This is a genomic window from Ruegeria sp. C5 (genome assembly GCF_056537605.1).
Window position 1 is genome coordinate 28,882 of the sequence record NZ_JBQFRX010000004.1, and the last position, 23,442, is coordinate 52,323.

General features: G+C 56.4%; 24 protein-coding genes and 1 tRNA gene. 18 read left to right on the forward strand and 7 right to left on the reverse strand.

Annotation, left to right across the window (positions count from 1 at the left end):
* Positions 1-40: 40 nt before the first annotated feature.
* On the forward strand, positions 41-493 hold the full coding sequence (locus ACR0AW_RS14510) for an Lrp/AsnC family transcriptional regulator (protein WP_170733525.1): 453 nt from the start codon (positions 41-43) through the stop codon (positions 491-493).
* 118 nt (positions 494-611) lie between these two features.
* Positions 612-1,190 carry a PA14 domain-containing protein gene (locus ACR0AW_RS14515; RefSeq protein ID WP_170395568.1) on the forward strand — a complete coding sequence of 193 codons (579 nt, stop codon included), beginning with the start codon at positions 612-614 and terminating at the stop codon, positions 1,188-1,190.
* Between the two features lie 39 nt (positions 1,191-1,229).
* Here the strand turns inward: ACR0AW_RS14515 and ACR0AW_RS14520 are convergent, their stop codons facing one another.
* Entirely contained in the window at positions 1,230-2,192 is a 963-nt protein-coding gene (locus ACR0AW_RS14520) for an L-malyl-CoA/beta-methylmalyl-CoA lyase (RefSeq protein ID WP_170733526.1), read from the reverse strand.
* A gap of 295 nt (positions 2,193-2,487) precedes the next feature.
* Between ACR0AW_RS14520 and dgcN the strand changes: the two genes are divergently transcribed.
* The 3 genes from dgcN to ACR0AW_RS14535 all read left to right on the forward strand — a co-directional run bounded on the left by dgcN (position 2,488) and on the right by ACR0AW_RS14535 (position 5,394).
* Positions 2,488-3,489: an N-acetyltransferase DgcN gene (gene dgcN, locus ACR0AW_RS14525; RefSeq protein WP_170612778.1), complete on the forward strand. Its 1,002-nt coding sequence runs from the start codon at positions 2,488-2,490 to the stop codon at positions 3,487-3,489.
* A gap of 68 nt (positions 3,490-3,557) precedes the next feature.
* Positions 3,558-4,523 carry an N-acetyl-D-Glu racemase DgcA gene (gene dgcA, locus ACR0AW_RS14530; protein ID WP_170733527.1) on the forward strand — a complete coding sequence of 322 codons (966 nt, stop codon included), beginning with the start codon at positions 3,558-3,560 and terminating at the stop codon, positions 4,521-4,523.
* Between the two features lie 10 nt (positions 4,524-4,533).
* Positions 4,534-5,394 carry a D-amino-acid transaminase gene (locus ACR0AW_RS14535; RefSeq protein ID WP_170395576.1) on the forward strand — a complete coding sequence of 287 codons (861 nt, stop codon included), beginning with the start codon at positions 4,534-4,536 and terminating at the stop codon, positions 5,392-5,394.
* A gap of 45 nt (positions 5,395-5,439) precedes the next feature.
* Here ACR0AW_RS14535 and ACR0AW_RS14540 read toward each other — a convergent pair whose 3' ends face one another.
* The 3 genes from ACR0AW_RS14540 to ACR0AW_RS14550 all read right to left on the reverse strand — a co-directional run bounded on the left by ACR0AW_RS14540 (position 5,440) and on the right by ACR0AW_RS14550 (position 6,933).
* Positions 5,440-5,754, reverse strand: a complete 315-nt coding sequence (locus tag ACR0AW_RS14540) for a DUF1244 domain-containing protein (RefSeq protein ID WP_170395578.1) — start codon at positions 5,752-5,754, stop codon at positions 5,440-5,442.
* Between the two features lie 114 nt (positions 5,755-5,868).
* A complete protein-coding gene (locus ACR0AW_RS14545; RefSeq protein ID WP_170733528.1) occupies positions 5,869-6,108 on the reverse strand; it encodes a DUF6868 family protein in 240 nt (79 codons plus the stop codon).
* Positions 6,109-6,195: 87 nt separating this feature from the next.
* Positions 6,196-6,933, reverse strand: coding sequence for an N-formylglutamate amidohydrolase (locus ACR0AW_RS14550; RefSeq protein WP_170733529.1), 738 nt, complete (start codon positions 6,931-6,933; stop codon positions 6,196-6,198).
* Between the two features lie 118 nt (positions 6,934-7,051).
* Here ACR0AW_RS14550 and pyk point away from each other — a divergent pair, with 118 nt between their 5' ends.
* From pyk to rplT, 5 genes are all read left to right on the forward strand, one after another.
* The gene (gene pyk / locus ACR0AW_RS14555) at positions 7,052-8,497 is read left to right on the forward strand and encodes a pyruvate kinase (protein ID WP_170395584.1); all 1,446 of its coding nucleotides are present in this window, start codon (positions 7,052-7,054) and stop codon (positions 8,495-8,497) included.
* Positions 8,498-8,740: 243 nt separating this feature from the next.
* The gene (locus ACR0AW_RS14560) at positions 8,741-9,178 is read left to right on the forward strand and encodes a universal stress protein (protein ID WP_170395586.1); all 438 of its coding nucleotides are present in this window, start codon (positions 8,741-8,743) and stop codon (positions 9,176-9,178) included.
* 14 nt (positions 9,179-9,192) lie between these two features.
* Positions 9,193-10,743 (forward strand): alanine/glycine:cation symporter family protein, encoded by a 1,551-nt coding sequence (locus tag ACR0AW_RS14565; protein ID WP_170465878.1) that lies wholly within the window; start codon positions 9,193-9,195, stop codon positions 10,741-10,743.
* A gap of 182 nt (positions 10,744-10,925) precedes the next feature.
* Positions 10,926-11,126: a 50S ribosomal protein L35 gene (rpmI, locus tag ACR0AW_RS14570; protein WP_010443552.1), complete on the forward strand. Its 201-nt coding sequence runs from the start codon at positions 10,926-10,928 to the stop codon at positions 11,124-11,126.
* A 14-nt stretch (positions 11,127-11,140) separates the two neighbouring features.
* Positions 11,141-11,506, forward strand: coding sequence for a 50S ribosomal protein L20 (rplT, locus tag ACR0AW_RS14575; protein WP_008756009.1), 366 nt, complete (start codon positions 11,141-11,143; stop codon positions 11,504-11,506).
* 331 nt (positions 11,507-11,837) lie between these two features.
* On the opposite strand, the gene ACR0AW_RS14580 is transcribed toward rplT, so the two are convergent.
* Positions 11,838-11,927, reverse strand: a tRNA-Ser gene (locus ACR0AW_RS14580).
* A gap of 382 nt (positions 11,928-12,309) precedes the next feature.
* Between ACR0AW_RS14580 and ACR0AW_RS14585 the strand changes: the two genes are divergently transcribed.
* The gene (locus tag ACR0AW_RS14585) at positions 12,310-13,188 is read left to right on the forward strand and encodes a FecR family protein (protein ID WP_480776502.1); all 879 of its coding nucleotides are present in this window, start codon (positions 12,310-12,312) and stop codon (positions 13,186-13,188) included.
* Between the two features lie 21 nt (positions 13,189-13,209).
* Entirely contained in the window at positions 13,210-15,471 is a 2,262-nt protein-coding gene (locus ACR0AW_RS14590) for an adenylate/guanylate cyclase domain-containing protein (RefSeq protein ID WP_170733530.1), read from the forward strand.
* A gap of 220 nt (positions 15,472-15,691) precedes the next feature.
* On the opposite strand, the gene hemC is transcribed toward ACR0AW_RS14590, so the two are convergent.
* Positions 15,692-16,648, reverse strand: coding sequence for a hydroxymethylbilane synthase (hemC, locus tag ACR0AW_RS14595; RefSeq protein ID WP_170733531.1), 957 nt, complete (start codon positions 16,646-16,648; stop codon positions 15,692-15,694).
* Positions 16,649-16,755: 107 nt separating this feature from the next.
* Between hemC and hemE the strand changes: the two genes are divergently transcribed.
* Positions 16,756-17,790, forward strand: a complete 1,035-nt coding sequence (hemE, locus tag ACR0AW_RS14600) for a uroporphyrinogen decarboxylase (protein ID WP_170733532.1) — start codon at positions 16,756-16,758, stop codon at positions 17,788-17,790.
* Positions 17,791-17,848: 58 nt separating this feature from the next.
* Here hemE and ACR0AW_RS14605 read toward each other — a convergent pair whose 3' ends face one another.
* The gene (locus tag ACR0AW_RS14605) at positions 17,849-18,943 is read right to left on the reverse strand and encodes a CaiB/BaiF CoA transferase family protein (RefSeq protein WP_170733533.1); all 1,095 of its coding nucleotides are present in this window, start codon (positions 18,941-18,943) and stop codon (positions 17,849-17,851) included.
* 155 nt (positions 18,944-19,098) lie between these two features.
* On the opposite strand from ACR0AW_RS14605, the gene ACR0AW_RS14610 reads away from it, so the two are divergent.
* The 5 genes from ACR0AW_RS14610 to ACR0AW_RS14630 all read left to right on the forward strand — a co-directional run bounded on the left by ACR0AW_RS14610 (position 19,099) and on the right by ACR0AW_RS14630 (position 23,426).
* Positions 19,099-19,614 carry an SRPBCC family protein gene (locus ACR0AW_RS14610; protein WP_170423597.1) on the forward strand — a complete coding sequence of 172 codons (516 nt, stop codon included), beginning with the start codon at positions 19,099-19,101 and terminating at the stop codon, positions 19,612-19,614.
* Between the two features lie 91 nt (positions 19,615-19,705).
* Positions 19,706-20,635 carry an ABC transporter ATP-binding protein gene (locus tag ACR0AW_RS14615; protein WP_170395599.1) on the forward strand — a complete coding sequence of 310 codons (930 nt, stop codon included), beginning with the start codon at positions 19,706-19,708 and terminating at the stop codon, positions 20,633-20,635.
* Entirely contained in the window at positions 20,632-21,393 is a 762-nt protein-coding gene (locus ACR0AW_RS14620) for an ABC transporter permease (protein WP_170395601.1), read from the forward strand. The genes ACR0AW_RS14615 and ACR0AW_RS14620 overlap by 4 nt, the downstream gene beginning before the upstream one ends.
* A gap of 104 nt (positions 21,394-21,497) precedes the next feature.
* Positions 21,498-22,295, forward strand: coding sequence for a S49 family peptidase (locus ACR0AW_RS14625; protein WP_170423599.1), 798 nt, complete (start codon positions 21,498-21,500; stop codon positions 22,293-22,295).
* A gap of 168 nt (positions 22,296-22,463) precedes the next feature.
* Positions 22,464-23,426, forward strand: coding sequence for a calcium/sodium antiporter (locus ACR0AW_RS14630; RefSeq protein WP_170733534.1), 963 nt, complete (start codon positions 22,464-22,466; stop codon positions 23,424-23,426).
* Positions 23,427-23,442: the final 16 nt, after the last annotated feature.

Sequence of the window (23,442 nt, forward strand, 5' to 3'; positions counted from 1 at the left end):
AATTGCGTATTCGTGCGTTCTAAGGCTAATGTCGCAATAAATGGCGAAGATTGATCAGATCAACCAACAAATATTGCACGAACTTTCGCGCGATGGCCGCGTCAGCAACCTCGATCTTGCCGAGCGGGTGGGCCTGTCCCCATCCGCTTGCTTGCGCCGGGTGCAGGAGCTTGAGCGGGCAGGGGTCATTTCCGGTTACCGAGCGGTGCTGAACCCGGCGGCGCTGGGGGTGGGTTTCGTTGCCTATATCGGCGTTGGTTTGGGCGAGCACACAAAAGCGGCGCAGGAAGGGTTCGAAAGGGCCTTGCAACAAGCGCCCGAAGTGGTGGAATGTCACAATATCACGGGCACGATCGAATACCTGCTACGGGTCGAATGTGCCGATCTGCCTTCCTACAAAACCTTCCACACCGAGGTGCTGGGTACACTGCCGCATGTGACCTCGATCACCTCATATGTTGTGATGGGATCGCCCAAGGATATGCGTGCGTGACCATTAAAAAGTGATTTTTAACCATCTTGCGAGGTCAAAGTTCAGCGCCTAGTGTCATCTCAACAGGATCGTCGGCAGGGATTAACCCCGAAGCAGGCGCAAATTCAGGGAGTAGACCATGACATTTTTCCGCACCGGAGCGCTGGTGGCTGCCTTGGCAATGTTTGCCGGCGCTGCGACAGCAGCACCTTTGAAGTTACAGCCAGCTAGCCCTCAGCCCAGCCCAAAAGCCGGTTTGAACGTAAAATACAGTTGGGAAGGTAACCCGCCCCGCAAAATCCAGAACCTCTCGAAGGTCAATCATCTGCTGAAAAAGGCAAAGCCGGGTCAGCCCCTCAGAGGTTTGGACTACAGAGACACGAACGAAGGTGATCCTGTCCTGACCTACAATCAGGCGTTCAATGTTGCCGCGGAAATCAGCGGATATATCCGGTTTGATTCACCCGGAGTTTACGAGCTTGAGACCTGGTCGAACGATGGGATTGACGCCTGGGTCGGCGGTCAGCAGATCGGCTATGTCAACGGCCGTCAGGGCTGCGAAGCCAACCAACGCACCGAGGTCGAGGTGCCGCAGGCGGGTTGGTATCCAATCAAAATCAAGTATTTTCAGAAATACGGCACATCCTGCCTGATGATGAAATCAGGAAAGAAGGGTGAGCGTTTCACATGGACACCAAACAATGTATTTGGACGCTGATCAGTTCGATTAGGGCGCTCAGTTGAGCGCCCTTTATTCTTAGCTACCCGCCGCGATCAATTCCGCCTGTGCCACAATAACCTCGGCCTGTTTGATCGAAGCAATATCGACCAAACGCCCTTTGTAGACCGTCGCGCCTTCGCCATTGGCTTTTGCCTGATCCATGGCGGCCAGAATCTCGCGCGCTTCGGACACTGCTTCATCCGACGGTGTGAAGACCTGATTGGCCAATGCGATTTGCTTGGGGTGGATGGCCCATTTGCCGACCATCCCCAGCGTGGCAGACCGTTTGGCCTGCGCGATATAGCCCTCATCGTCTGAGAAATCGCCAAACGGGCCGTCGACAGGCAGCACGCCATGAGTCCTGCAGGCGGCGACAATTGCGGCCTGCGCCCAGTGCCACGGATCGGACCAGTGCTTCTCACCCTCGCGCAGCATATAGTAGTTTTCCTGCGTACCCCCGATGCCGGTTGTCTGCATGCCCATTGAGGCTGCAAAATCTGCGGCGCCAAGGCTCATGGCCTGCAGGCGCGGGGATGAGGCTGCGATTTCTTCGACATGCGCCAGTCCGGCGGCGGATTCGATGATCACTTCGAATGAAATTGGCTTGGTTCGGCCCTTGGCACGCTCGATTGCGGTAACCAGAGCGTCGACGGCGTAGACATCGGCCGCGCAGCCTACCTTGGGGATCATGATCTGATCCAGACGGTCGCCTGCCTGTTCCAGCACATCAACCACGTCACGGTACCAATAGGGTGTATCCAGCCCATTGATCCGAACCGACATGTATTTATTGCCCCAATCGACTGTGTTCAGCGCCTCGATTACGTTAGCGCGAGCGGTATCCTTGTCGGAAGGAGCCACCGAATCTTCTAGATCCAGATTAATGACGTCTGCAGCTGATGCAGCCATCTTGGGAAATAGCTTGGTGTTCGAGCCCGGGCCAAACAGTTGGCAGCGATTGGGCCGGGCCGGAGCGGCAGGTTGGATGCGGAAGCTCATTTGGACCTCATGCGAGTAAGGAAATTGCGTTTAGGGTTGGTCATGGGATATTAAATTGCGCAATGCTGCGCAAGCTTGATTGTGCATATGCGGCAATGCGTATGCAGCAAGATTGAAGATACTGGCAAAATGGGGTGCTTAAAGTTTGATCAGTTTAAAAACTTCGAACAATCTTGTGTAAGAATGACCAAATGCGCAAAAACTTCCCGCTGTGGGCTGGCAGGCAAGAAGAATTTGAGAAACCCTCGTCAAAACGGTTCTCTAGCTTAAGCCAGAATCAAAGGAGTGCACCGCAATGATCGAGACACCGTACCTGTTGTTTTTGGGCGATGCGCCCGACTTGTTGGCGGCCAAAGTGGCCATTGGTATCCGGGACTGGCGTCCTGAGAATGCCGTGGGTCAAATAAGGCTGGATGGTTGCAAGACTGATTTGGGTCTTACCGAAATGACACTTGCCGAAGGTAAAGCTGCTGGTGCCAAGACTCTTGTCATTGGTGTTGCCAACCGGGGTGGTGTCATCAGTGAGGCCTGGAAAGAGGTTCTTATCGCAGCGTTGGAAATGGGTTATGATCTGGCGTCGGGCCTGCACAACCTGCTGCGCGACGAAGGCGATCTGGTTGCTGCGGCGCAGACTCACGGCTGCACATTGCACGACGTCCGTGTGCCGACCGTAGGATATCCCATCGCAAACGGCCGCAAGCGTACCGGTAAGCGGTGCCTGGCCGTTGGAACCGACTGCTCTGCCGGCAAGATGTACACCGCGATGTCTATGGACGCTGAAATGCGCAAACGCGGCATGAAATCCACCTTCCGGGCCACCGGTCAGACCGGAATTCTGGTCACGGGTCAGGGCGTCCCGCTGGATGCGGTTATCGCCGATTTCATGGCGGGATCCGTTGAGTATTTGACACCAGACAATGATCCGGATCACTGGGATCACATCGAAGGGCAGGGCTCTTTGTTCCATGTGTCCTATTCTGGCGTCACCATGGCGCTGATTCATGGCGGTCAGCCCGACGCGCTGATCCTGTGCCACGAGCCGACCCGGACCCATATGCGAGGATTGCCTGAGTATTCGCTGCCGACGCTGGAGCAGTTGCGCGACACAGCGCTGCCGCTGGCGCGTGTTGCTAACCCGGAATGCCAGGTTGCGGGCGTGTCGATCAACACCCAGCATCTGAGCGAAGACGACGCACACGCATACATCGCCAAGGTTGAGACCGAGATGGGTATCCCAGCAACCGATCCTTACCGGTTTGGTGCCGGTAAACTGGTGGATGCGCTGGCCGTGCTGTGATCTAAGCAGGTTGCCGATCGCCCCTTGCTGTCGGCAACAGACACCACTTTCGATGAAAGGTTGAACGCGTGCAGATTGACGTTTCCCGCGATGTATTTCGGCTGGCGCAGGTATTCACTATCTCGCGCGGCTCACGGACCGAGGCAAAGGTCCTGACGGTTCGGATCTCGGATGGTGTGCATCATGGTTGGGGCGAATGCGTGCCCTATGCGCGCTATGACGAAACGCTGGATTCAGTCGAGGCCGAGATTGCCGGCCTGCCCGACGTATTCTCTCGCTATTCCCTGATGGATCTGCTGCCTGCCGGCGCGGCTCGGAATGCAGTGGATTGCGCGCTTTGGGACCTTGAGGCGAAACGCTCCGGCAAACGGGCGTGGGAGCTGGCGGAACTTGCCGCACCGGGGCCTGAAGTTACGGCCTATACTCTTTCCCTGGACACTCCCGAGGCAATGCAGGCACAGGCGGCAGAAAATGCGTTCCGACCCTTGTTGAAGATCAAACTTGGTACACCAGACGACATGCCCCGGCTTGAGGCCGTGCGGGCTGGTGCGCCGGAGTCCAAAATCATTATCGACGCCAATGAGGGTTGGTCTGCTGAAGTGTACGCCGATCTTGCGCCGCATCTTGTGCGACTGGGCGTTGCTCTGGTTGAACAACCTCTGCCAGCCGGTGAGGATGATGCACTGATCGGCATGGATCGTCCGGTGCCGGTATGTGCCGACGAATCCTGTCACGATCGGGCCAGCTTGCCTAAGTTAAAGGGCAAATATGATGTGGTGAACATCAAACTCGACAAGACCGGCGGTCTGACCGAGGCGCTGGAGCTGCGCAAGGCCGCGCTGGCCGAGGGCTATGGCATCATGGTCGGATGCATGGTTGGAAGTTCGCTGGCCATGGCACCTGCAACGCTGGTCGCGCAGGGTGCGATGGTGACGGACCTTGACGGACCGCTTTTGTTGGCAGAAGACCGCGACACACCCCTGATTTTTGATGACGCCGGAGTGCATCCGCCCAAAGCGGCACTTTGGGGCTGAGGAGAAGAACATGACCCGCACCGTTTATGTGAATGGCGAATACCTGCCTGAAACCGAGGCAAGCGTCTCGATCTTTGATCGAGGTTTCCTGTTTGCAGACGCCGTCTATGAAGTAACCAGTGTGCTGGATGGTAAGCTGGTCGACTTCGAAGGCCACGCGGTGCGGCTGAAACGCTCGCTGGACGAGTTACAGATGGCTGAACCCTGCAGCAAAGAAGAACTTCTGGAAATCCATCGCAAACTGGTCGAGCTGAACGACATCGAAGAAGGTCTGATCTATCTACAGGTTTCGCGCGGCAGTGACGGCGACCGGGATTTTGTGTTTCCGTCAGCGGATACCAAGCCTACGCTGGTTTTGTTCACGCAGAATAAGCCAGGTCTGGCCGACAGCCCCGCGTCGAAGAAAGGGGCCAAGGTCATTTCGATCGATGACATCCGTTGGGGCCGCCGCGATATCAAAACCGTGCAACTGCTGTATCCGTCCATGGGCAAGATGATGGCGAAAGCGGCTGGCTGTGACGATGCCTGGCTGGTTGAAGATGGCTATGTCACCGAAGGCACCAGCAACAACGCCTATTTCGTCAAGAACGGCAAGATCGTCACCCGCCCGCTGTCCAACGACATTCTGCACGGCATCACCCGCAAGGCGGTTCTGCGCATGGCCGCCGAGGCGCAGATGGAGATTGAGGAGCGCCTGTTCACCATCGATGAGGCGAAAGAGGCGGATGAGGCCTTCACCACTTCGGCCAGCGCTTTTGTCATGCCGGTGGTTGAGATTGACGGCGTGGCACTGGGTGATGGCACGCCGGGCCCGATTGCCAAACGCCTTCGCGAGATCTATCTGGACGAAAGCCGAAAGGCCGCAATCTAAAGCAAAGGCCCGCCAAAACGGCGGGCATTTTTCGTTTTCGGGGCGTCAGCCTTTTTTCGTGACGTTCTCTTCAAACGCGACCTTGAAGGCGGCTTGTTTCTCGGCGTTCGCTTCGGTCTGGTAGTTGGCCTTCCACTCATCCATGGTCATGCCATAGAAAATCTCGCGCGCTTCGTTTTTGTCCATGTCGATGCCCTTGGCATTGGCGGCTTCCTGATACCAGCGCGACAGGCAATTGCGGCAGAACCCGGTCAGATTCATCATATCGATGTTCTGTACGTCGGTGCGATCCTGCATCAGATGCTGCTGCAAACGGCGAAACGCTGCGGCCTGAAGTTCGATTTCGGTTTGCTTGTCCATTGTCGGGCTCCGAATGATTGTCTTGCGTTCTGGACCTGACCTAGCAATCCGTGGGCCATGTTACAACGAACAGTAGAGGCCCTAAGGCCCCTTGGAACGTCAGGTTTGGATGCTTTATGCCAGTTTGAGGGCCAACCACGGCACAAGGCAAAAAATGATTGTCAGGATTTTGTAGTTCGCAAGATATCTGAAATAGACCCTCTTTACGTCGGCCCGCTCCATTTGGAACATTCTGCCATGCACGCCTGCAATCCAGTCCTGCATGATAAGGATCATAAGTGTGCTGAACAACAAAACAGCGATGTTAAGGGCGGTCATCCAGCCGAAGACAGTAGTCAGGAATTCCTGAGTCATGGTCGTCTCCTTTCCCTTAATATATGGGTGTCAGTATATTGGCTCACAATATTTCGAGGATCGGAAGCGGCATGAAGTGACCTTACGTCATAGTCCGCTATCGTTCAGTGCATCCTGCAGAATAACGGCCAATCGTTCGGCCCAGCTGCGTTGCCCGTCATGATCCGCAATCAGATCATTACGCAGTTCGATCAGTGCATTAGGACGGCCGAAACTGCTGCAATGCTTGTCGATCGCATCGCCGGGTAGCACACCTGTATAGGGTTCATTTACCCCAACGCACAGATCATCCTCGGCGTTCAACCGGTTGATCAGCGGGCGCGAGAACCGCTCATCCGGTGTGTGCAAGACGCCGATGTGCCACGGCCGAGGATCGCGGCCACGGAGCTGGCGCGTAAAGGAATGCATCGAGATGATGACCGCATGCGGCAGGGCTGCAAGCTGCGCCAGCGCATCGTGATAGGGCCGGTAACACATATTTAGACGACGCTCACGCTCGGTCGCATCTGCGTGGCGGTTACCAGGAATGATCGAACCGTCATAGAGCTTCATCAGCAGCGTTGGATCGTCCTCGCCCCGGTTGGGGTCAATCACGAGGCGCGAGAAGTTGGCTGCGATTACCGGGGCGTTCAGAACCTCACCCAGATGTTTTGAAACCTCGTAGGCGCCGACGTCATATGCGATATGGCGTTCCATATCCTCGCGTGGCAGACCCAGGTCTCCGCCGCTGATTTCGGGCGGCACCATGTTGGTTGCATGGTCACAGGTAATCAGCCAACGCGACGAGCGATCCGCGCCGTGAACAAAAAACGGAGAGTATGTCATGAGCCTGTCATCTTGTTTGTCGCAGGTGTAGGACAGTTGCGTTGGAAAGGGAATTGCGCAATAAGCAGCCTGAGCAATGTTTGCGGTAACATTTACGCGTTTGAGGAGAGTCTGATCAATGCGACGCCTGAGAAATGTGAAAATCGTGGCGACGCTGGGACCGGCGTCCAATGACTATGACACCATCCGAGCGCTGCATGAGGCTGGGGCCGATGTATTCCGGCTGAACATGAGCCATGGCAGCCACGATGAGATTCGCGAGAGGCACCGTATAATCCGGCAGATCGAAAAGGATCTGGAAAGCCCGATCGCGATTCTGGCCGATCTGCAGGGGCCAAAGCTGCGCGTTGGCGTGTTTGCAAATGATGCGGAAGAACTGGAGGAGGGCGCCGCATTCCGTCTGGATCTTGATCCGGCAGCCGGGGATATCACCCGGGTCTGCCTGCCACATCCCGAAATTTTTGCCGCATTGGAGCCAGGTGCGCGCCTGCTGGTCAATGACGGAAAGATTCGTCTGATCGTGCAGGATTGCGGACAGGATTTTGCACATTGTACCGTTGAAGTCGGCGGCACGATCTCGAACCGCAAGGGTGTGAACGTGCCTGACGTGGTGCTGCCATTGGCAGCGCTGTCGGCAAAGGATCGCGACGATCTGGAATTTGTCTGTCAACTGGGTGTGGACTGGTTGGCGCTGAGCTTCGTTCAGCGTGCCAAGGATGTGTTCGAGGCGCGCGCACTGGCGGATGGCCGAGCATCGATCTTGTCCAAGATCGAAAAACCTGCTGCGGTCGAAGCTTTTGACGATATCCTTGACGCCTCAGACGGGATCATGGTTGCGCGGGGTGATCTGGGCGTCGAACTGCCTGTTTCGGCAGTCCCCCCGATCCAGAAACGTCTGGTGCGTAAATGCCGTACAGCCGCGAAGCCCGTGATTGTCGCAACCCAGATGCTGGAAAGCATGATCGAAAGCCCGATGCCCACAAGGGCCGAGGTTTCGGACGTGGCCACCGCCATCTATGAAGGCACCGACGCAATCATGCTCAGTGCGGAATCGGCTGCGGGTTCTTATCCCATCGAGGCGGTTCAGACGATGAACAAAGTTGCCATCGAAGTTGAAGCCGACCCGACTTATACACAGATTATTGCCGCGTCGCGTACCGCCAAGGGTACGACCATCGCGGACGGGATCGTGGCTGCGGCACGCGAGATTGCCGAAAAGACTGACATTAAAGCCATCTGCTGCTTCACTCAAAGCGGGACCACCGCCTTGCTCACCGCCCGTGAGCGTCCCGGTGTGCCTATCATCGCGATGACCCCCGCCACCGGCACCGCCCGCAGGCTTTGCCTGAGCTGGGGTTGTCATTGCGTCTTAACCCCTGAACAAGAGCGGTTCAAAGGTGCGGTCGTCAGCGCCGCTCGCGCCGCCCGTTCGGGTGGTTTCGCCGCTGAGACTGATCAGATTGTGGTCACCGCCGGCGTCCCTTTCAATGTTCCTGGCACCACCAACATCTTACGTATCGCCCCTTGTGATGAACGGCTGATCTACAACACTGATCCGGGCTAAGCCCGGATCACCACTACTAATTTCAGTTTGATACCAAGCGTATGCCTAATATTTGGGCATATAATAATATTTATTTACAGTGTCTTAGAAGTTTGAGGGTTGTATCCAGCAATAATCTCTCTGTTTTTGCGTGTTTTTTCGGGATACTTGCCCTTAGGGCGGTCTACTCAAGCAAGTTCCAGGTTCCGGCTGCCCTGCCGGGGGCGAGGGCCCCGGCCAAAGCAACAATAACGGAGGAACGGCATGACAACGAAAATTGTCATAGGACTGGACGGGACAGAAACCGGAGAACGCGCGATCGCCTTTGCCAAAGACTTGGCCGGGCGTATCGGTTCATGCGAGCTTCTGGCGGTTTACGTCATCGAATGGTCTCCTTTCACATTCCAGACACCAGAAGAGAACGCCCTACGCCACAAACGGCGCGAAGAAGAGGTTGCGTTAGCTACGTCACGGATCATCGAGCCAGCGGTTGAAGCGTTGAAGGCTGCAGGATTCGAGGCGCGCGGCATCGTCCGTCACGGAGATGTGGCGGAAACGCTGAATGCAATCACGGTTGAAAACGGTGGCTCCCAGATCGTTGTGGGTCGGGCCTCGGCAGATGGGTTCAAAAAACGCCTGTTTGGCAGTTCGACCCAGAACCTTGTCATGCACGCCGATGTTCCGGTTACGGTCGTGAACTGAGGGGAGAGATTATGATGAATATTCAGAACAAACTGAGTCTGGCAGCACTTGCCGCTCTGGTTGCGAGCCCCACTGCCGCACAGGAGGCGGTCGGGTTGGACGATAAAATCAACCAGGCCTTTGCTGATTTCACCGGGCCTTTCGTCAGCTTTATTTTTGCCCCGTTTCCGGGCACCGGGTTCCCTTGGATCGTGGGTTGGCTGGTGATCGCCGCGACCGTCTTCACGCTTTATTTTGCCTTTGTACAATTGCGTTTCTTCGGTCATGCGATCAGCCTTGTGAAAGGTGACTATTCTGATCCCAATGATGCGGGTGAAGTTAGCCACTTTCAGGCGCTGGCAACGGCGCTGTCCGGTACCGTTGGCCTCGGTAATATTGCTGGTGTTGCGGTCGCCGTCGGTATCGGCGGGCCAGGTGCAACTTTCTGGATGATTGTCGCAGGCCTGTTGGGCATGGCGTCGAAATTCACCGAATGTACGCTGGGTGTAAAGTACCGCAACGAATATGATGACGGCACCGTTTCTGGTGGCCCAATGTATTATATGTCGAAAGGGTTCAACGAACTGGGCCTGCCGGGCGGCAAAATTCTGGCCGTTCTGTTCTCGATCTTCTGCATCCTTGGCGCGCTTGGTGGGGGCAATATGTTCCAGGCCAATCAGGCGCATCAGCAGATCGCAGGCATCGTCGGAGATTACCCGGGCTGGATCACTGGCCTGGTCTTTGCAGGCATCGTCTTTGCAGTGATCGTGGGCGGCCTAAAATCCATCGCGCGCGTGACTGAGAAAGTCGTTCCTTTCATGGGCGTGATGTATGTGGCCGCGGCTCTGGTGATCATCCTGATGAACGCGGATCAGATCGGTTGGGCCTTTGGCCAAATCTTCGCGGGAGCGTTCACCGGTCTTGGTGTCGCTGGCGGTATGGTCGGCGCATTGATCCAGGGCTTCCGGCGTGCGGCGTTCTCGAACGAAGCGGGCGTTGGTTCTGCGGCGATTGCCCACTCGGCGGTTCGCACCAAAGAACCGATCACCGAAGGGTTCGTGTCGCTGCTGGAGCCGTTCATTGATACGGTCGTAATCTGTACCATGACCGCGTTGGTGATCATCATCACCCAGCAGCTGATCGTCGATCCGGAGACCGGAAACTATATGCTGAACGAAGCCGGTAATGCCATCGCAACGGTTGACGGAAACTCGGGTGTCAGCCTGACTTCAGCCGCCTTTGGCAGCGCGTTCAGTTGGTTCCCTTACGTTTTGGCAATCGCAGTAGTTCTGTTTGCCTTCTCGACCATGATCAGCTGGTCCTACTACGGCCTCAAGGCCTGGACCTACCTGTTCGGTGAGGGTCACACCAAGGAACTGGTGTTCAAGGTCATCTTCTGCATCTTCGTAGTCATCGGTGCAGCGGCTAACCTTGGCCCCGTTATCGACTTCTCGGATGCGGCGATCTTTGCCATGGCGGTTGTGAACGTCTTCGCGCTCTACTTCCTGATGAAAGTGGTACGTCAGGAACTGGCATCTTATGCAGAGCGTTTGAAGAGCGGTGAAATCCGCAAATTCGAACATTAATCCAAACCTCCGGGGCGGCGCGCGTCGCCCCGGTGCCTAGCCAGCCTGCAAAAAGCGCAGATTCTGGCCCAAACCCCCTTGCCAGTATGACCGAACTTGCGTAAACGGCGCTTCTGATCGCGTGACCGGCCGAGATGGCATGCCGAGTCGCGTCTGAAACCGAACCCCGAAAGGAGACGGAAATGCCTAAGATGAAGACAAAGTCGAGCGCCAAAAAGCGCTTTAAGGTGACTGCGACCGGTAAGGTCCTTGCTGGCCAGGCCGGCAAACGGCACGGCATGATCAAGCGGACCAAGAAATTCATCCGCGACGCCCGTGGCAACACCACCCTGTCCGCCCCCGACGCCAAGATCGTCAAGGGCTACATGCCCTACGACCGCTAAGAGGAGATTAAGAGATGTCCCGCGTTAAAGGTGGAACCGTAACTCACGCCCGTCACAAGAAGGTCATCAAGGCTGCCAAAGGTTACTATGGCCGCCGCAAGAGCACCTTCAAGGTTGCCCGTCAGGCCGTAGACAAGGCCAACCAGTACGCAACCCGCGACCGCAAGAACCGCAAGCGCAACTTCCGCGCGCTGTGGATCCAGCGTATCAACGCCGCTGTCCGTTCGCATGACGAGGCACTGACATATTCCCGCTTCATTAACGGCCTGAACTTGGCCGGTATCGAAGTGGACCGCAAAGTTCTGGCCGACTTGGCAGTGCACGAACCGGAAGCGTTCGGCGCGATCGTCGCCAAAGCACAGGCCGCGCTGGCTGCCTGAACCTCTTTCGAGAGACAGTGAATGAAAGGCCGTCCCAGTTGGGACGGCCTTTTTTTGAATCCGTAACGGGTGTCGATTGCGCCAGGTTGCCAAATTGAGCTCTCTAGGGCGATGAAGATAAATATCTCACCGCCTCCAACATCCTGGGCTGAATTGTACTGCAGACAACGCAACAAGCTCCTGCATCAGGGTGCAATGGTTGATGCGACCGATCCAATCCGCCTTGAGAAATGGTAGTGTGCAACGCCCGTGAAATGTCGTGAATTCAGTGGGATGATTTTATGAGATCGTTCAGACCATGGCGGGCATCGCAGGTGATTCCCGGTATGGGTGGCGGAGACGAAGGGATTCGAACCCTCGAGACGGTTTCCCGCCTACTCCCTTAGCAGGGGAGCGCCTTCGACCACTCGGCCACGTCTCCGCTGGCCGGTATATCCTTGCCTGTCATCCAGATACAAGGCGATTTTCTATGTCTGGAAAATTTTTCTGAATACCGATGATCAAACCCACAAGAAGGAGCGCTGGGGCTACCGGAAGCAGGGGTGCGAAACCCCCGAAATGCTGAAAAACATGCAAAACCTTGCCAACTCCACCTGTTCTGGCGCATATTTGTCTAGTTTTAAGGCTCTAATAACTATTCAGATTTAGCTTTCTGAGGCGACAGATATCGGGCGTGGGGTGTTTGGCACCCTGGTAGGTACCTTTTGGGGGAAGGGGACTTGGGTTTGGTCTGGTTGAAATTGTTTTGTGTTTTCTTGGTTCTAGCGACGCTGCCTGCGTCGGCCATCGCATCAATCGGAAAAGTGCTCAGTGCTAAACCGGGCGCGGATATTATCCGGGCCGGTAAAAAGATACGCTTGCGTGAAGGGATGGATGTTGTTTCAGGCGATACTATTTCGACCGACAGATCAGGCGTGGTTCAATTGGTGTTCGTAGATGAAACCAAGATCGCGGTTGGTCCGAACGCGCGAATGATCCTGGATGTCTCAATGCTGCGAGGCAATCGGAAGGCAAAAAACTTCACCGTGCAGGCGCTGGGCGGCAGTTTCCGTTTCATTTCGGGCAAAAGCAGAAAGCGCGCTTATTCGATCAAAACGCCCGATGCCACCATGGCCGTGCGGGGAACGACATTTGACATGTGGATTACATCCGGCAGCCAAAGCGCGATGCTGGTTATCGAGGGCACCGTTCAGATGTGCGGCCGACGCGGGTCATGCCGGTCGGCAAGCCGACAGTGCAGTCTCTTTGCGACCGGTTCGGGCGGTCAGGTGGGGCGCCCGGTAGATCAGGAGCAGTATGACAAAGCGCTAAAAGGTGGTTTCCCCTTCATACGCTCGCAAACGCAACTGCTGCCACCGTTTCGGGTGAGTGCCGAAGGGTGCTCGGGCAGACAGGCTCAGGCCCTAAAGATTGAATCTGAAAGGCCAGAGCGGCGCGAAGCGCGGCGGCAAACGGAACAAGGTCGTTCTGAGGTGTCGGCGGCCCGCGAAAGCGGGCGATCCGAAGCGCCAGACCGGGCCTCAGCCAGCGCCGAAGGGCGTTCCGGGACATCAGCGCGTGCAGGTGTAAGCGCCTCGGGTGAAACGAGAACATCCGTAAACGCATCCAGTGGAAATAGCGGTGGATCGGGTGTCAGGGCAACGGCGACGGCAGGTAACGCTTCAGCGATAGCTGGTTGGTAGCATCAGGTTACATATATTTTCATGTTCCCCTGCGCCTGGAAGGTGAACGTGGTGGGTAAGATAAGAGACAAAATTGGGCATCGATTAGTATTCAGGCTTGTGGGCTTGGCGCTGATCCTGATGGGCTGCTTCATTAGGGTCGCGGATCCGTATCCCGTTCAAATGTCCAGATTGATTTACTTCGATATCCTGCAGCGGATTTCACCACGGGCCTACAACCCGGATCTGCCGGTCCGCGTGGTGGATATTGATGAAAGGTCTCTGGCAGAATGGGGCCAATGGCCTTGGCCTCGTACCCTGTTGGGTCAGATGGTCGAACGATTGGGCGAATACGGTGCCGCTGCGATTGCCTTTGATATGCTGTTTGTCGAGCCCGACCGATACTCTCCGATGCGATTGTTGCAAGACCCGACCTTGTCCGGACTACTGCAGGTGGATCAGGCCGCGATCGATCTGGACAATGACGTCAGATTTGGGGACGAAGTTGCGAAATGGCCAGTGGTTCTGGGTGTGGCAGCCCGGCAAACCGATAGCGGTTCGGCCATTGTACCGAAGGCGGGGTTAGTTGAAATCGGAGAGAAACCCGCAGCTGGCCTTGTCAGCGTTGCCCACTGGACCTCTCTGGCACCGCCATTGGGGGAAGAAGCGGCCGGGATCGGGGGTGTTAATGTATCGCCCCAAGGAAGTTTGGGTGTGGTGCGACGGGTCCCTGTGCTTTGGTCCGGGCCCAACGGTGTATTACCTGCGCTTGGGGTTGAAGCCCTGCGGGTGGCCATGGGCGAATCCGTTTATTTTGCGGAAGGATCGCAGGACGAGATCGGCATCATGCTTGAGGTTGGTCTGGGTGATTTTGTGCTGCCGACCACCGAGAATGGCGAGATCTGGGTGCGTTACAGGCGGGACAATCCTGGCCTCTATCTGTCGGCCGATGATGTCATGCGCAGCGGTAGTGATCCAACGCTTCAGTCAGAGATAGAAGGACGGATCATTCTGGTCGGCACCTCTGCGGCGGGCCTGTTCGATATGCGCGAAACGGCACTGGGTGAATCTGTTCCCGGTGTTTCGATCCACGCCCAAATTATCGAACAGATCATCCTTGGCGATGTGCTGAGCAGATCGGATGTTACCTCTGCACTTGAGCTGCTGGCGTTCGTGATCCTGGGCGTCGTTGTCACAGTGGTCATGTCCAACTATGGGGCGGTCGCTTCTTTTGCTGCAGGTGGTGTGGCCGCATCGGCCGTGATTGCCATCAGTTGGTTGGCGTTCCAGAACCAGTCGGTTCTGTTTGATGCGACCTTCCCTTTGGCCGGAGGTATGGCTAATTTCGGGCTTCTGGCCGGGTACCTCTTTGTTTCGACCGAGCGGGAGAAGCGGGTGATCCGCCAGACTTTCTCACATTATGTCGCACCGGAAATCCTCGATGAGATGGAGGCCAACGGGCATCAGCTGCAATTGGGAGGTGAATCTCAGGAGATCACGGTGATGTTTTCGGACATTCGGGGCTTCACGCCATTGTCCGAGTCTGTATCAGCCACCGATCTGGTGGCCTTGCTGAATGCGCTGTTCTCAGAGATCGGGGATCAGATTCTGGTCGAGCGTGGAACGATCGACAAGTTCATCGGCGATGCGGTTATGGCTTTTTGGAATGCACCGCTGCCCGTGGATGATCACCCGTGCCGCGCTGCTTTGGCCGCGCTGAAGATGCGCGGCGCGCTAGATAAGTTCAACACTTTGCCCATCATGCGCGGGCGTCCTCCCATCGCACTGGCGACAGGCTGCGCAACCGGAGCCGCCTGCGTCGGCAATATCGGCTCGCGGCGCCGGTTCAATTACACAGTAATCGGAGATGTGGTGAATGTGGCAGCGCGGATCGAACAAAACTGCCGACATGTGGATTATGATATTCTAGTCTCAGACTCTATTCGCCGTGTCACCAATTCTGATCTTGCGCTGCTAGAGGCGGGCTTCGTGGATTTGAAAGGCAAAAGCGAGCCAGAGCCTGTTTATGTACTGGTCGGAGATCGAGAAGTTGCAGGCAGTGCATCGTTTCAAAAGCTGCAGACCGCACACATAGGTCTACTAGAGGCGATACGCGCACGGGAATCACAGACCGTAGTCGCTGGGTTATGCAAGGAATGTGCCAAGCATGCGATGGCGGTTGAGCCAGGTTTGGCATCATTCTATCGCGCGCTACCGGGGCGCATGGCGGACTTCCGATCAGAGGTGCTTCATGCGCGGCCGGTGTTTAGTCATCATCATGGTCTGCGCGAAGGTGCAGAGTAAGTACTTCGCCATATGCTTTGGAAAAGAGAACGGGGCGCTGTTGAAAATCAACTGCGCCCCGCCGGAAGTATCAATCTCGCCCCCTCGAATACCATCTAAAACAACACGGGCTAAAACTTTCGATATATTCGAGATCGACCTTCTATCCCCATATTTAACGAATTCGGCAGGGTAGACAGTGAAGAAGTTCACATTACCCTGAAATTGTTTAAATTTTTTCTTAGCGCCAGTCGAAAAACCCTGGTCCGGCCTGTTTCAGCAGAGAGGCGGCCATTGTCTGACCCAGTTTTGCTCCATCTTCGAGCGCCCCGGTGGCTTCTTCGCTGATCGCCTCGGAACCGTCCGGGCGCAGAACTTCTCCTCGCAAAGCAAGTTGGCCATCCTGAACTTGCGCCAAACCGGCGATCGGTGTTTCGCATGAGCCATCCAGCCCGGCCAGAAGGCTGCGTTCAGCCGCAAGGCGCCGGCTTGTTTCAACATGATGAATCGCCGCCAGCATCTCGGCGGTACGGCTATCGTCGCTGCGCCGTTCAATGCCGATGGTGCCCTGCGCAATGGCAGGTAGCATGTCATCAGGTGATATGGCAGTCGCGGGGACGTCTTTCATATCCAAGCGGCGCAATCCGGCCATGGCCAGAAAGGTACAATCGGCCACGCCATCGGCCAGCTTCTTCAGGCGAGTCTGAACATTGCCGCGAAACTCGACCACTTTCAGATCGGGCCGCCGATTCAGCAACTGCGCCCGGCGGCGCAACGATGAAGTCCCGACAACTGCGCCCTCTGGCAGATCGTGAATCGAACTCAGAGTCGGCGAGATAAACGCATCGCGCACATCCTCGCGCGGCAGGAATGTATCCAGCACCAGCCCGTCAGGCTGTTCGACGGGCATGTCCTTGGTCGAATGTACGGCGATGTCGATCTCACCTTTCAGCATCGCCTCTTCGATTTCCTTGGTGAACAGACCCTTGTTGCCAATCTCTTTCAGCGGTCGGTCCGCGTCGATCATGGCGCGGTTGTCACCGGTGGTCTTGATTACCACGATCTCAAACGCGTCCTCAGGCAGGTCGAAAGCGGCGCCAAGTCTCTGACGGGTTTCATAGGCCTGCGCCAGCGCCAGCGGAGATCCACGGGTGCCGATTTTCAGAGGCGATGCGGGGGTAGGCAATATCAGACTCATGTGCACAGCTTTAGTCGCGTCACATTGCCCTGACAATGGGGGCAGAGCTTGACAAATTGCCACTGAGGGCCGACGCGTTGCACCAAACCGGAACACTGGGGGCACGAATGGCCGAGACAAAGAAATTGCTACGGGCGCTGGCGGGGGAAGTGCAGGATGTGCCGCCGATCTGGATGATGCGACAGGCCGGGAGGTATTTGCCTGAATATCGTGCAACGCGCGCACAGGCCGGAGATTTCCTGTCTCTTTGCTATAACCCCGAGCTTGCCGCCGAAGTCACCCTTCAGCCCATTCGCCGCTACGGCTTTGATGCCGCGATCCTGTTTGCTGATATCCTGCTTGTGCCGCAGGCGCTGGGTGCGGATTTGTGGTTTGTCACCGGCGAAGGTCCTCGCCTTTCGACAATTACACGGGAGTCGGAGTTTGATGCGCTGAAGCCGGTTGATGCAATTCATGAGACGCTCTCTCCGGTGTATGAAACCGTGCGTATTCTTTCGCGTGAGCTTCCTTCTGAGACAGCTCTGATCGGATTTGCAGGCGCGCCCTGGACAGTGGCTACCTACATGATCGCCGGACGGGGCACCCCGGATCAGGGGCCAGCCCATGCGCTGCGCGAAGAAAACACTGCGCTGTTCGAGGCGCTGTTGGATCGGATCACGGCCGCGACAATTGAATACCTGTCTGCCCAAATCGAGGCAGGGGCCGAGGTTGTCAAAATATTTGATAGTTGGGCGGGATCATTGAAGGGCGAAGCGTTTCAGAAATACGCCGTTGAACCCTGTCGCGTGATTACTGCTGCCATAAAGGCACGCCATCCGGGCATTCCCGTCATCGGTTTCCCACGCGAAGCGGATCAGGGTTACATCGGTTTCGCCAAGGCCACCGGTGTGGATTGTGTCGCGCTGGACAATTCTGTGTCGCCCGAATGGGCTGCTGCGAATGTGCAAGTCGATGGGTGTGTACAGGGCAATCTGGCTTCATCGCATATGGTGACAGGCGGGCAAGCGCTTGTCGATGAGACGCGGCGGATTGTCGAAGCCTTCTCAAAAGGACCGCATATCTTCAATTTGGGTCATGGTATTACGCCAGATGCGGACCCTGAGAACGTTCAATTGATGATCGATACGGTGCGCGGGCGGTAAGCCTGGCGTGGGGGCCAGCCCCCTCTTGGCCTGCGGCCAATTCACCCCCGAGGTATTTTTAGCCAGATGAAGCGGGAGGAAGTTCGTTCAAAATCTCATTTGTATGCTCTCCGCGTTTGGGGCTGGGCCGCGGTTGCCAGTTGTAGGTTGAGAATCTAGGAGCGGCTGCGGCTTGACGTGTTTCGTCGTGGTCGACCCATGTTTGGCGAGCCGAATTCATGGGGTGATCTCGTGCTTCTTGTGGACTTAGGACTGGGGCAACGCAGGCGTCCGTGCCTTGAAACAGCGCCGCCCATTCGTCGCGCGGCTTCTCGGCAAAGATTTTGCTCAACCGCTTCGTCAGGTTGGGCCACGTCGCATGGTTATATTGCTGAGCGAATTCCGCGTCATCGCTGAGCCCGAGGATGTCCAGGAAGTGAGCATAGAATTTTGGCTCCAGACATTGAACTGAGATGAAACCGCCATCTGCGCAGGCGTAGGTTCTGCTCCAATGCGGTCCGTCGAGCAGGCTTTGACCCCGGGTGTCGGACAGGTTGCCGGTTTGGCGCAGGCTCATCAGCAAATTCATCATGTGTGCCGAGCCATCGTAGATGGCGGCGTCCACCACCGTGCCTTTGCCTGTATTTCGGGCATTCAAAAGCCCGGCGAGCAGACCTGCAACCAGATACATCGCACCACCGCCGATATCCCCGACTAGTGTTGCGGGCGTCAAAGGCGGTTGGCCGGGCGGCGACGCGTAGGATAAAGCCCCTGAAAGGGCAATATAGTTGAGATCATGGCCCGCTGTCTCAGAAAGTGGGCTATGCTGCCCCCAGCCTGTCATTCGGCCATAGACCAGCTTTGGGTTCAGGTGATGACAGTCTTCCGGCCCCAGCCCCAGCTTTTCCATCACGCCGGGGCGAAAACCCTCGATCAGCGCATCAGCCGTTGCGATCAGCCGTTTTGCAACGCTAAGGTCCTGCGGGTCTTTGAGGTCCAGTGCAATTGATCGTTTGCCGCGATCCAGCAGCGAACGTTCAGGCATACCCGGAGTGACGGCGGACCCTTTGCGATGGATGGTGATGATATCGGCGCCCATATCCGCCAGCAGCATGGCCGCGAAGGGGGCTGGGCCCAGCCCTTCGATTTCGATGATGCGTATGCCGTGCAGCATGTCTTCCTCCTGCGGCGCAGGGTTTCTGTTGGGCGGAGCGAATGCAAGCGAAGAATCCCGATCCAGTGCCTTGGTGTGAGCAAACTGGTTGCCTGCATCGATGTTTCAGGGCTAGGTCTTTGTGGTCTGCCGTAGGATTAAAAAGAGGTTGAGAGATGCAGTTAAGCGATACCCGTGAAATTCAGGCGCCGCCTGCCGCCGTTTACGCTGCGTTGCTGGACCCTGAAGTATTGAAAGCCTGCATCAGCGGCGCGCAGGAGATTACCGGCGATCCAACCGAGGGGTATAATGCGACCGTGGTGCAAAAGGTTGGCCCTGTGAAGGCGACTTTCAAAGGCACTGTGACCATGTCCGACATGGTTGAGCCTGAACGCCTGACCATCGCTGGTGAGGGCAAGGGGGGCGCCGCAGGCTTTGCCAAGGGAAGCGCAGATGTAACCTTCGCGCCCAGCGAGGCTGGTGGCACCCTTCTGACCTACGAGGTCGAGGCTAAGGTGGGTGGCAAACTGGCTCAGCTGGGCAGCCGCCTGATTGATGGGTTTGCCAAGAAGATGGCCGATCAGTTTTTCGCCAATCTTCAAGAATATTTCGAAGGTCCGCCACCGCAAGAAGACGCTGCCGAAGAAGAGACCAAGTCAGGCTGGCTAGGTCGCCTGACGGGACGAGACTGAACCCTGCGCACACGCGCATGGCACTGTGCGGAATTGGACTGTTCGACGATGGTCCGTCACGATAGGTTGCGGGGTCAGAACGAGGGTGCGCATGACGACCATATTGTCGATCCGGGATTTGCGGAAGTCTTATGCCGATGGGTTTGAGGCGCTGAAAGGTGTGTCTCTGGACATTGAAGAAGGTGAGATTCTAGCGCTGTTGGGCCCCAATGGGGCGGGTAAAACAACGCTGATCTCGACTGTGTGCGGTATTACCACGCCGACTTCGGGCTCGGTCACCGTAGGTGGCCATGACATCCAGACCGAGTATCGCGCAGCCCGCAAGATGATTGGGCTGGTGCCGCAGGAAATCGCGCTGGAACCGTTCGAGAAGGTCTGGAACACTGTCCGCTTTTCGCGCGGGCTGTTCGGTCATAGCGGAGACAACGCTAGGATCGAGGAAATCCTGCGCAAGCTGTCCCTATGGGACAAACGCCGTAACGCAATCAAGGAACTATCCGGAGGTATGAAGCGACGTGTGCTGATCGCGAAAGCCTTGGCGCATGAGCCAAGGGTGCTGTTTCTGGATGAACCCACCGCCGGCGTAGATGTCGAGCTACGTAAGGACATGTGGGAGATCGTGGCCGAATTGAAGCAGGCTGGTGTCACCATCATCCTGACCACTCACTACATCGAGGAAGCCGAGGCAATCGCCGACCGTGTGGGTGTCATCGACAAGGGTGAGCTTTTGCTCGTGCAGGACAAAGACACATTGATGGCGCAGATGGGCAAAAAGCAGATTGAGGTCATGTTGACCGAGCCTATTTTATCGGTTCCCGACGTTCTGTCCGATCATCAACTGACGCTCAACGGTGCAGGCGATGCGCTGATCTATACTTACGACACCAATGCCGAGCGCACGGGCATCACCACTCTTCTCAATGATGTTGCGCAGGCCGGTCTAGTGCTGCGTGATGTGCAGACGCGGCAATCGAGCCTTGAAGAGATTTTCGTCAACCTCGTGTCCGGAGAACCCGCATGAACTGGTCCGCTATTACTGCCATCTACCGGTTTGAAATGGCCCGGTTCTTTCGCACACTGGCGCAGAGTTTTCTGTCGCCGGTCCTGTCGACCTCGCTTTATTTCGTGGTGTTTGGCACTGCCATCGGCAGTCGCATTCAAGAGATTGAAGGCGTGTCCTACGGGGCCTTCATTGTGCCGGGTCTTATCATGTTGTCCGTAGTGATGCTGTCAATCTCGAACGCGTCCTTTGGCATCTACTTTCCCAAATTCTTGGGTACGATTTATGAGTTGCTTTCAGCCCCCATCAATTTCATCGAGATTGTGATTGGTTATGTGGGCGCGGCCGCAACTAAGGCACTGTTTGTAGGTCTTGTCATTCTGGCCACTGCGACGTTCTTTGTGGACATTCGCATTGAACACCCGTTTGCCATGGCGGCTTTCCTGATCTTGTCTTGCCTCAGTTTCTCGCTGCTGGGGTTTATCGTGGGTATCTGGGCGGGAAATTTTGAGCAAATGTCGCTTGTCCCCCAGCTTGTTGTGACGCCCCTGATTTTTCTGGGTGGGACGTTTTACTCGATCTCGATGCTACCTCCGCTTTGGCAGACGATCACTCTGTTCAACCCTGTGGTTTATCTGATTTCCGGGTTCCGCTGGTCATTCTATGGTATCGCAGATGTCCCGATATTTTGGAGCCTTCTGGCCATACTGGCCTTCACCGGAATATGCCTCGCGATCATTGGCTGGATCTTCAAAACCGGTTGGCGCATCCGCAGCTAGGGCGTTGCATTTTTGCCCATCAGGTGTGTGAAATTGGTTCACGTCGCGTTTATGGCGCTTCGGGTCTCTTGTTTACGGCTCCGGCGCGCTCTACATCGGCTTCCATGAAACTCAGCCTGCCCTTCATGAAAAAGCCGCCACTTGTGGCCGTTGTTCGCCTGTCCGGTGCCATTGGAATGGCCGGGCGAGGGTCGATGAACGCGACCGCTCTGGCACCGGTGTTGGAGAAAGCCTTTCGCAAGGGCAAGCCCGCTGCGGTCGCGCTGGAGATCAATTCGCCGGGCGGCTCCCCCGTTCAAAGCTCATTGATCGGTGCGCGTATCCAGCGACTGGCGGAAGAGCTTAAGATCCCTGTTTACGCTTTCGTCGAAGACGTGGCGGCTTCGGGTGGATATTGGTTGGCGGTTTCAGCGGATGAGATTTGGGCCGATGACAGTTCGGTTCTGGGGTCGATCGGCGTGATATCGTCGGGATTTGGCGCGCATGTTTTTCTGGCACGTCAGGGCTTTGAACGACGCGTACATACTGCGGGTCAGTCGAAATCAATGCTCGACCCGTTTGCTCCGGAAAAGAAAGAAGACATTGCACGGCTCAAAGTGCTGCTGGGCGATATCCACGAGAATTTCATAACCCATGTGAAATCTCGCCGGGACGGCAAGCTGGACAGCAGCGCTGATCTGTTCAATGGCGAGGTCTGGCTGGCCCGTCGCGCGCAACAGCTGGGCCTGATCGATGGTATTGCCCATCTGAAGCCCAAGATGCAGGAGAAGTTTGGCGACAAAGTCAGGTTCCGCCGCTATGGCCTGCGCAAACCGATCTGGTCGCGCTTCGGCGCGACGCTGGCGCAGGATGCCATAGCCGGTATTGAGGAGCGCGCTGCCTACGCGCGTTTCGGGTTGTAGAGTGATCATCAAAGCAGTCACCTTGTTCCTGATCGCCATGGGCGTTCTGGCGATGTTCGGCAAGCTACGCTTTCCTGGACAGAAACGATTGAGTTCTGCGAAATGTCCGCGTTGTGGGCGGTTTAGGATCGGCAAAGGCCCGTGTCCTTGCGAAGAAGGAGGCCGTGGATGACGGCATGGCTGTTCTCCGGCCTCGGGCTGCTGATCCTGTTGTTGGCAGGCGACGCGCTGGTGCGAGGGGCCGTGAACCTCAGCCTGCGGTTGGGGGTTCCCGCCCTGATCGTCAGCCTGACAATAGTTGCCTTTGGAACTTCGGCCCCTGAGCTGCTGATTGCAATCAGCGCCATCAAGGAAAACGCGCCGGGCATTGCGTTGGGTAACGTGGTGGGCTCGAATACAGCGAATATCTTGCTGGTTCTGGGATTGCCCGCGCTTCTGGCGACCTTGCACACAAGTGAGTGCGACAGCCGCAAGAACTACATCTTCATGCTTCTGGCGTCGGTGTTATTTATCGGGTTGGCTTTTTGCGGGGTCTTTAATCTGCTCAGCGGGGCAATTTTGCTGGCTGCGTTGGCTCTGATCCTCGGCAATGCGTTTCGCGAAGCACATGCGCACCGTAAAGCCTGTGGTGAAGCTTGTGCCGATGAGGACGAGCTTGAGGGTCTTGAGGAAGCAGATCCTGACATGCCCTATTGGAAGGTGGCGATCTACCTGATCCTCGGCTTGGTCGGCCTGCCAATGGGTGCGCATCTGCTGGTCGAAAATGCGACCGTCATTGCCCGGAACTATGGTGTGAGCGAAACAGTGATCGGCCTTACGCTGATCGCGGTGGGTACGTCCCTGCCGGAACTGTCGACAACCGTCATGGCTGCCCTGAGGCGACAAGCGGATGTGGCACTGGGTAACGTCATCGGATCGAACATGTTCAATCTGCTGGCCATTGTCGGCATTACGACCTTGTTTGGGCGTATTCCCGTCGATCCTGAATTCCTGCGTTTCGATCTGTGGGTGATGCTCGGCGCGTCGCTCTTGTTGGTTCCTTTTGTGTTCTTCAAGAAAGATATCACACGCCTCTGGGGCCTGATCTTGACAGCGCTCTATGTGATCTATGTTGCAAGCCTGTTAGCCTGACCTGACGAGGAGAATG

Excerpts from the sequence above, each read along its gene's own strand:
- ACR0AW_RS14510 (WP_170733525.1), top strand. The coding sequence starts at position 41 with ATGGCGAAGATTGATCAGATCAACCAACAAATATTGCACGAACTTTCG.
- ACR0AW_RS14515 (WP_170395568.1), top strand. The coding sequence starts at position 612 with ATGACATTTTTCCGCACCGGAGCGCTGGTGGCTGCCTTGGCAATGTTT.
- ACR0AW_RS14520 (WP_170733526.1), bottom strand. The coding sequence starts at position 2,192 with ATGAGCTTCCGCATCCAACCTGCCGCTCCGGCCCGGCCCAATCGCTGC.
- dgcN (WP_170612778.1), top strand. The coding sequence starts at position 2,488 with ATGATCGAGACACCGTACCTGTTGTTTTTGGGCGATGCGCCCGACTTG.
- ACR0AW_RS14535 (WP_170395576.1), top strand. The coding sequence starts at position 4,534 with ATGACCCGCACCGTTTATGTGAATGGCGAATACCTGCCTGAAACCGAG.
- ACR0AW_RS14540 (WP_170395578.1), bottom strand. The coding sequence starts at position 5,754 with ATGGACAAGCAAACCGAAATCGAACTTCAGGCCGCAGCGTTTCGCCGT.
- ACR0AW_RS14545 (WP_170733528.1), bottom strand. The coding sequence starts at position 6,108 with ATGACTCAGGAATTCCTGACTACTGTCTTCGGCTGGATGACCGCCCTT.
- ACR0AW_RS14550 (WP_170733529.1), bottom strand. The coding sequence starts at position 6,933 with ATGACATACTCTCCGTTTTTTGTTCACGGCGCGGATCGCTCGTCGCGT.
- pyk (WP_170395584.1), top strand. The coding sequence starts at position 7,052 with ATGCGACGCCTGAGAAATGTGAAAATCGTGGCGACGCTGGGACCGGCG.
- ACR0AW_RS14560 (WP_170395586.1), top strand. The coding sequence starts at position 8,741 with ATGACAACGAAAATTGTCATAGGACTGGACGGGACAGAAACCGGAGAA.
- ACR0AW_RS14565 (WP_170465878.1), top strand. The coding sequence starts at position 9,193 with ATGAATATTCAGAACAAACTGAGTCTGGCAGCACTTGCCGCTCTGGTT.
- rpmI (WP_010443552.1), top strand. The coding sequence starts at position 10,926 with ATGCCTAAGATGAAGACAAAGTCGAGCGCCAAAAAGCGCTTTAAGGTG.
- rplT (WP_008756009.1), top strand. The coding sequence starts at position 11,141 with ATGTCCCGCGTTAAAGGTGGAACCGTAACTCACGCCCGTCACAAGAAG.
- ACR0AW_RS14590 (WP_170733530.1), top strand. The coding sequence starts at position 13,210 with ATGTTCCCCTGCGCCTGGAAGGTGAACGTGGTGGGTAAGATAAGAGAC.
- hemC (WP_170733531.1), bottom strand. The coding sequence starts at position 16,648 with ATGAGTCTGATATTGCCTACCCCCGCATCGCCTCTGAAAATCGGCACC.
- hemE (WP_170733532.1), top strand. The coding sequence starts at position 16,756 with ATGGCCGAGACAAAGAAATTGCTACGGGCGCTGGCGGGGGAAGTGCAG.
- ACR0AW_RS14605 (WP_170733533.1), bottom strand. The coding sequence starts at position 18,943 with ATGCTGCACGGCATACGCATCATCGAAATCGAAGGGCTGGGCCCAGCC.
- ACR0AW_RS14610 (WP_170423597.1), top strand. The coding sequence starts at position 19,099 with ATGCAGTTAAGCGATACCCGTGAAATTCAGGCGCCGCCTGCCGCCGTT.
- ACR0AW_RS14615 (WP_170395599.1), top strand. The coding sequence starts at position 19,706 with ATGACGACCATATTGTCGATCCGGGATTTGCGGAAGTCTTATGCCGAT.
- ACR0AW_RS14620 (WP_170395601.1), top strand. The coding sequence starts at position 20,632 with ATGAACTGGTCCGCTATTACTGCCATCTACCGGTTTGAAATGGCCCGG.
- ACR0AW_RS14625 (WP_170423599.1), top strand. The coding sequence starts at position 21,498 with ATGAAACTCAGCCTGCCCTTCATGAAAAAGCCGCCACTTGTGGCCGTT.
- ACR0AW_RS14630 (WP_170733534.1), top strand. The coding sequence starts at position 22,464 with ATGACGGCATGGCTGTTCTCCGGCCTCGGGCTGCTGATCCTGTTGTTG.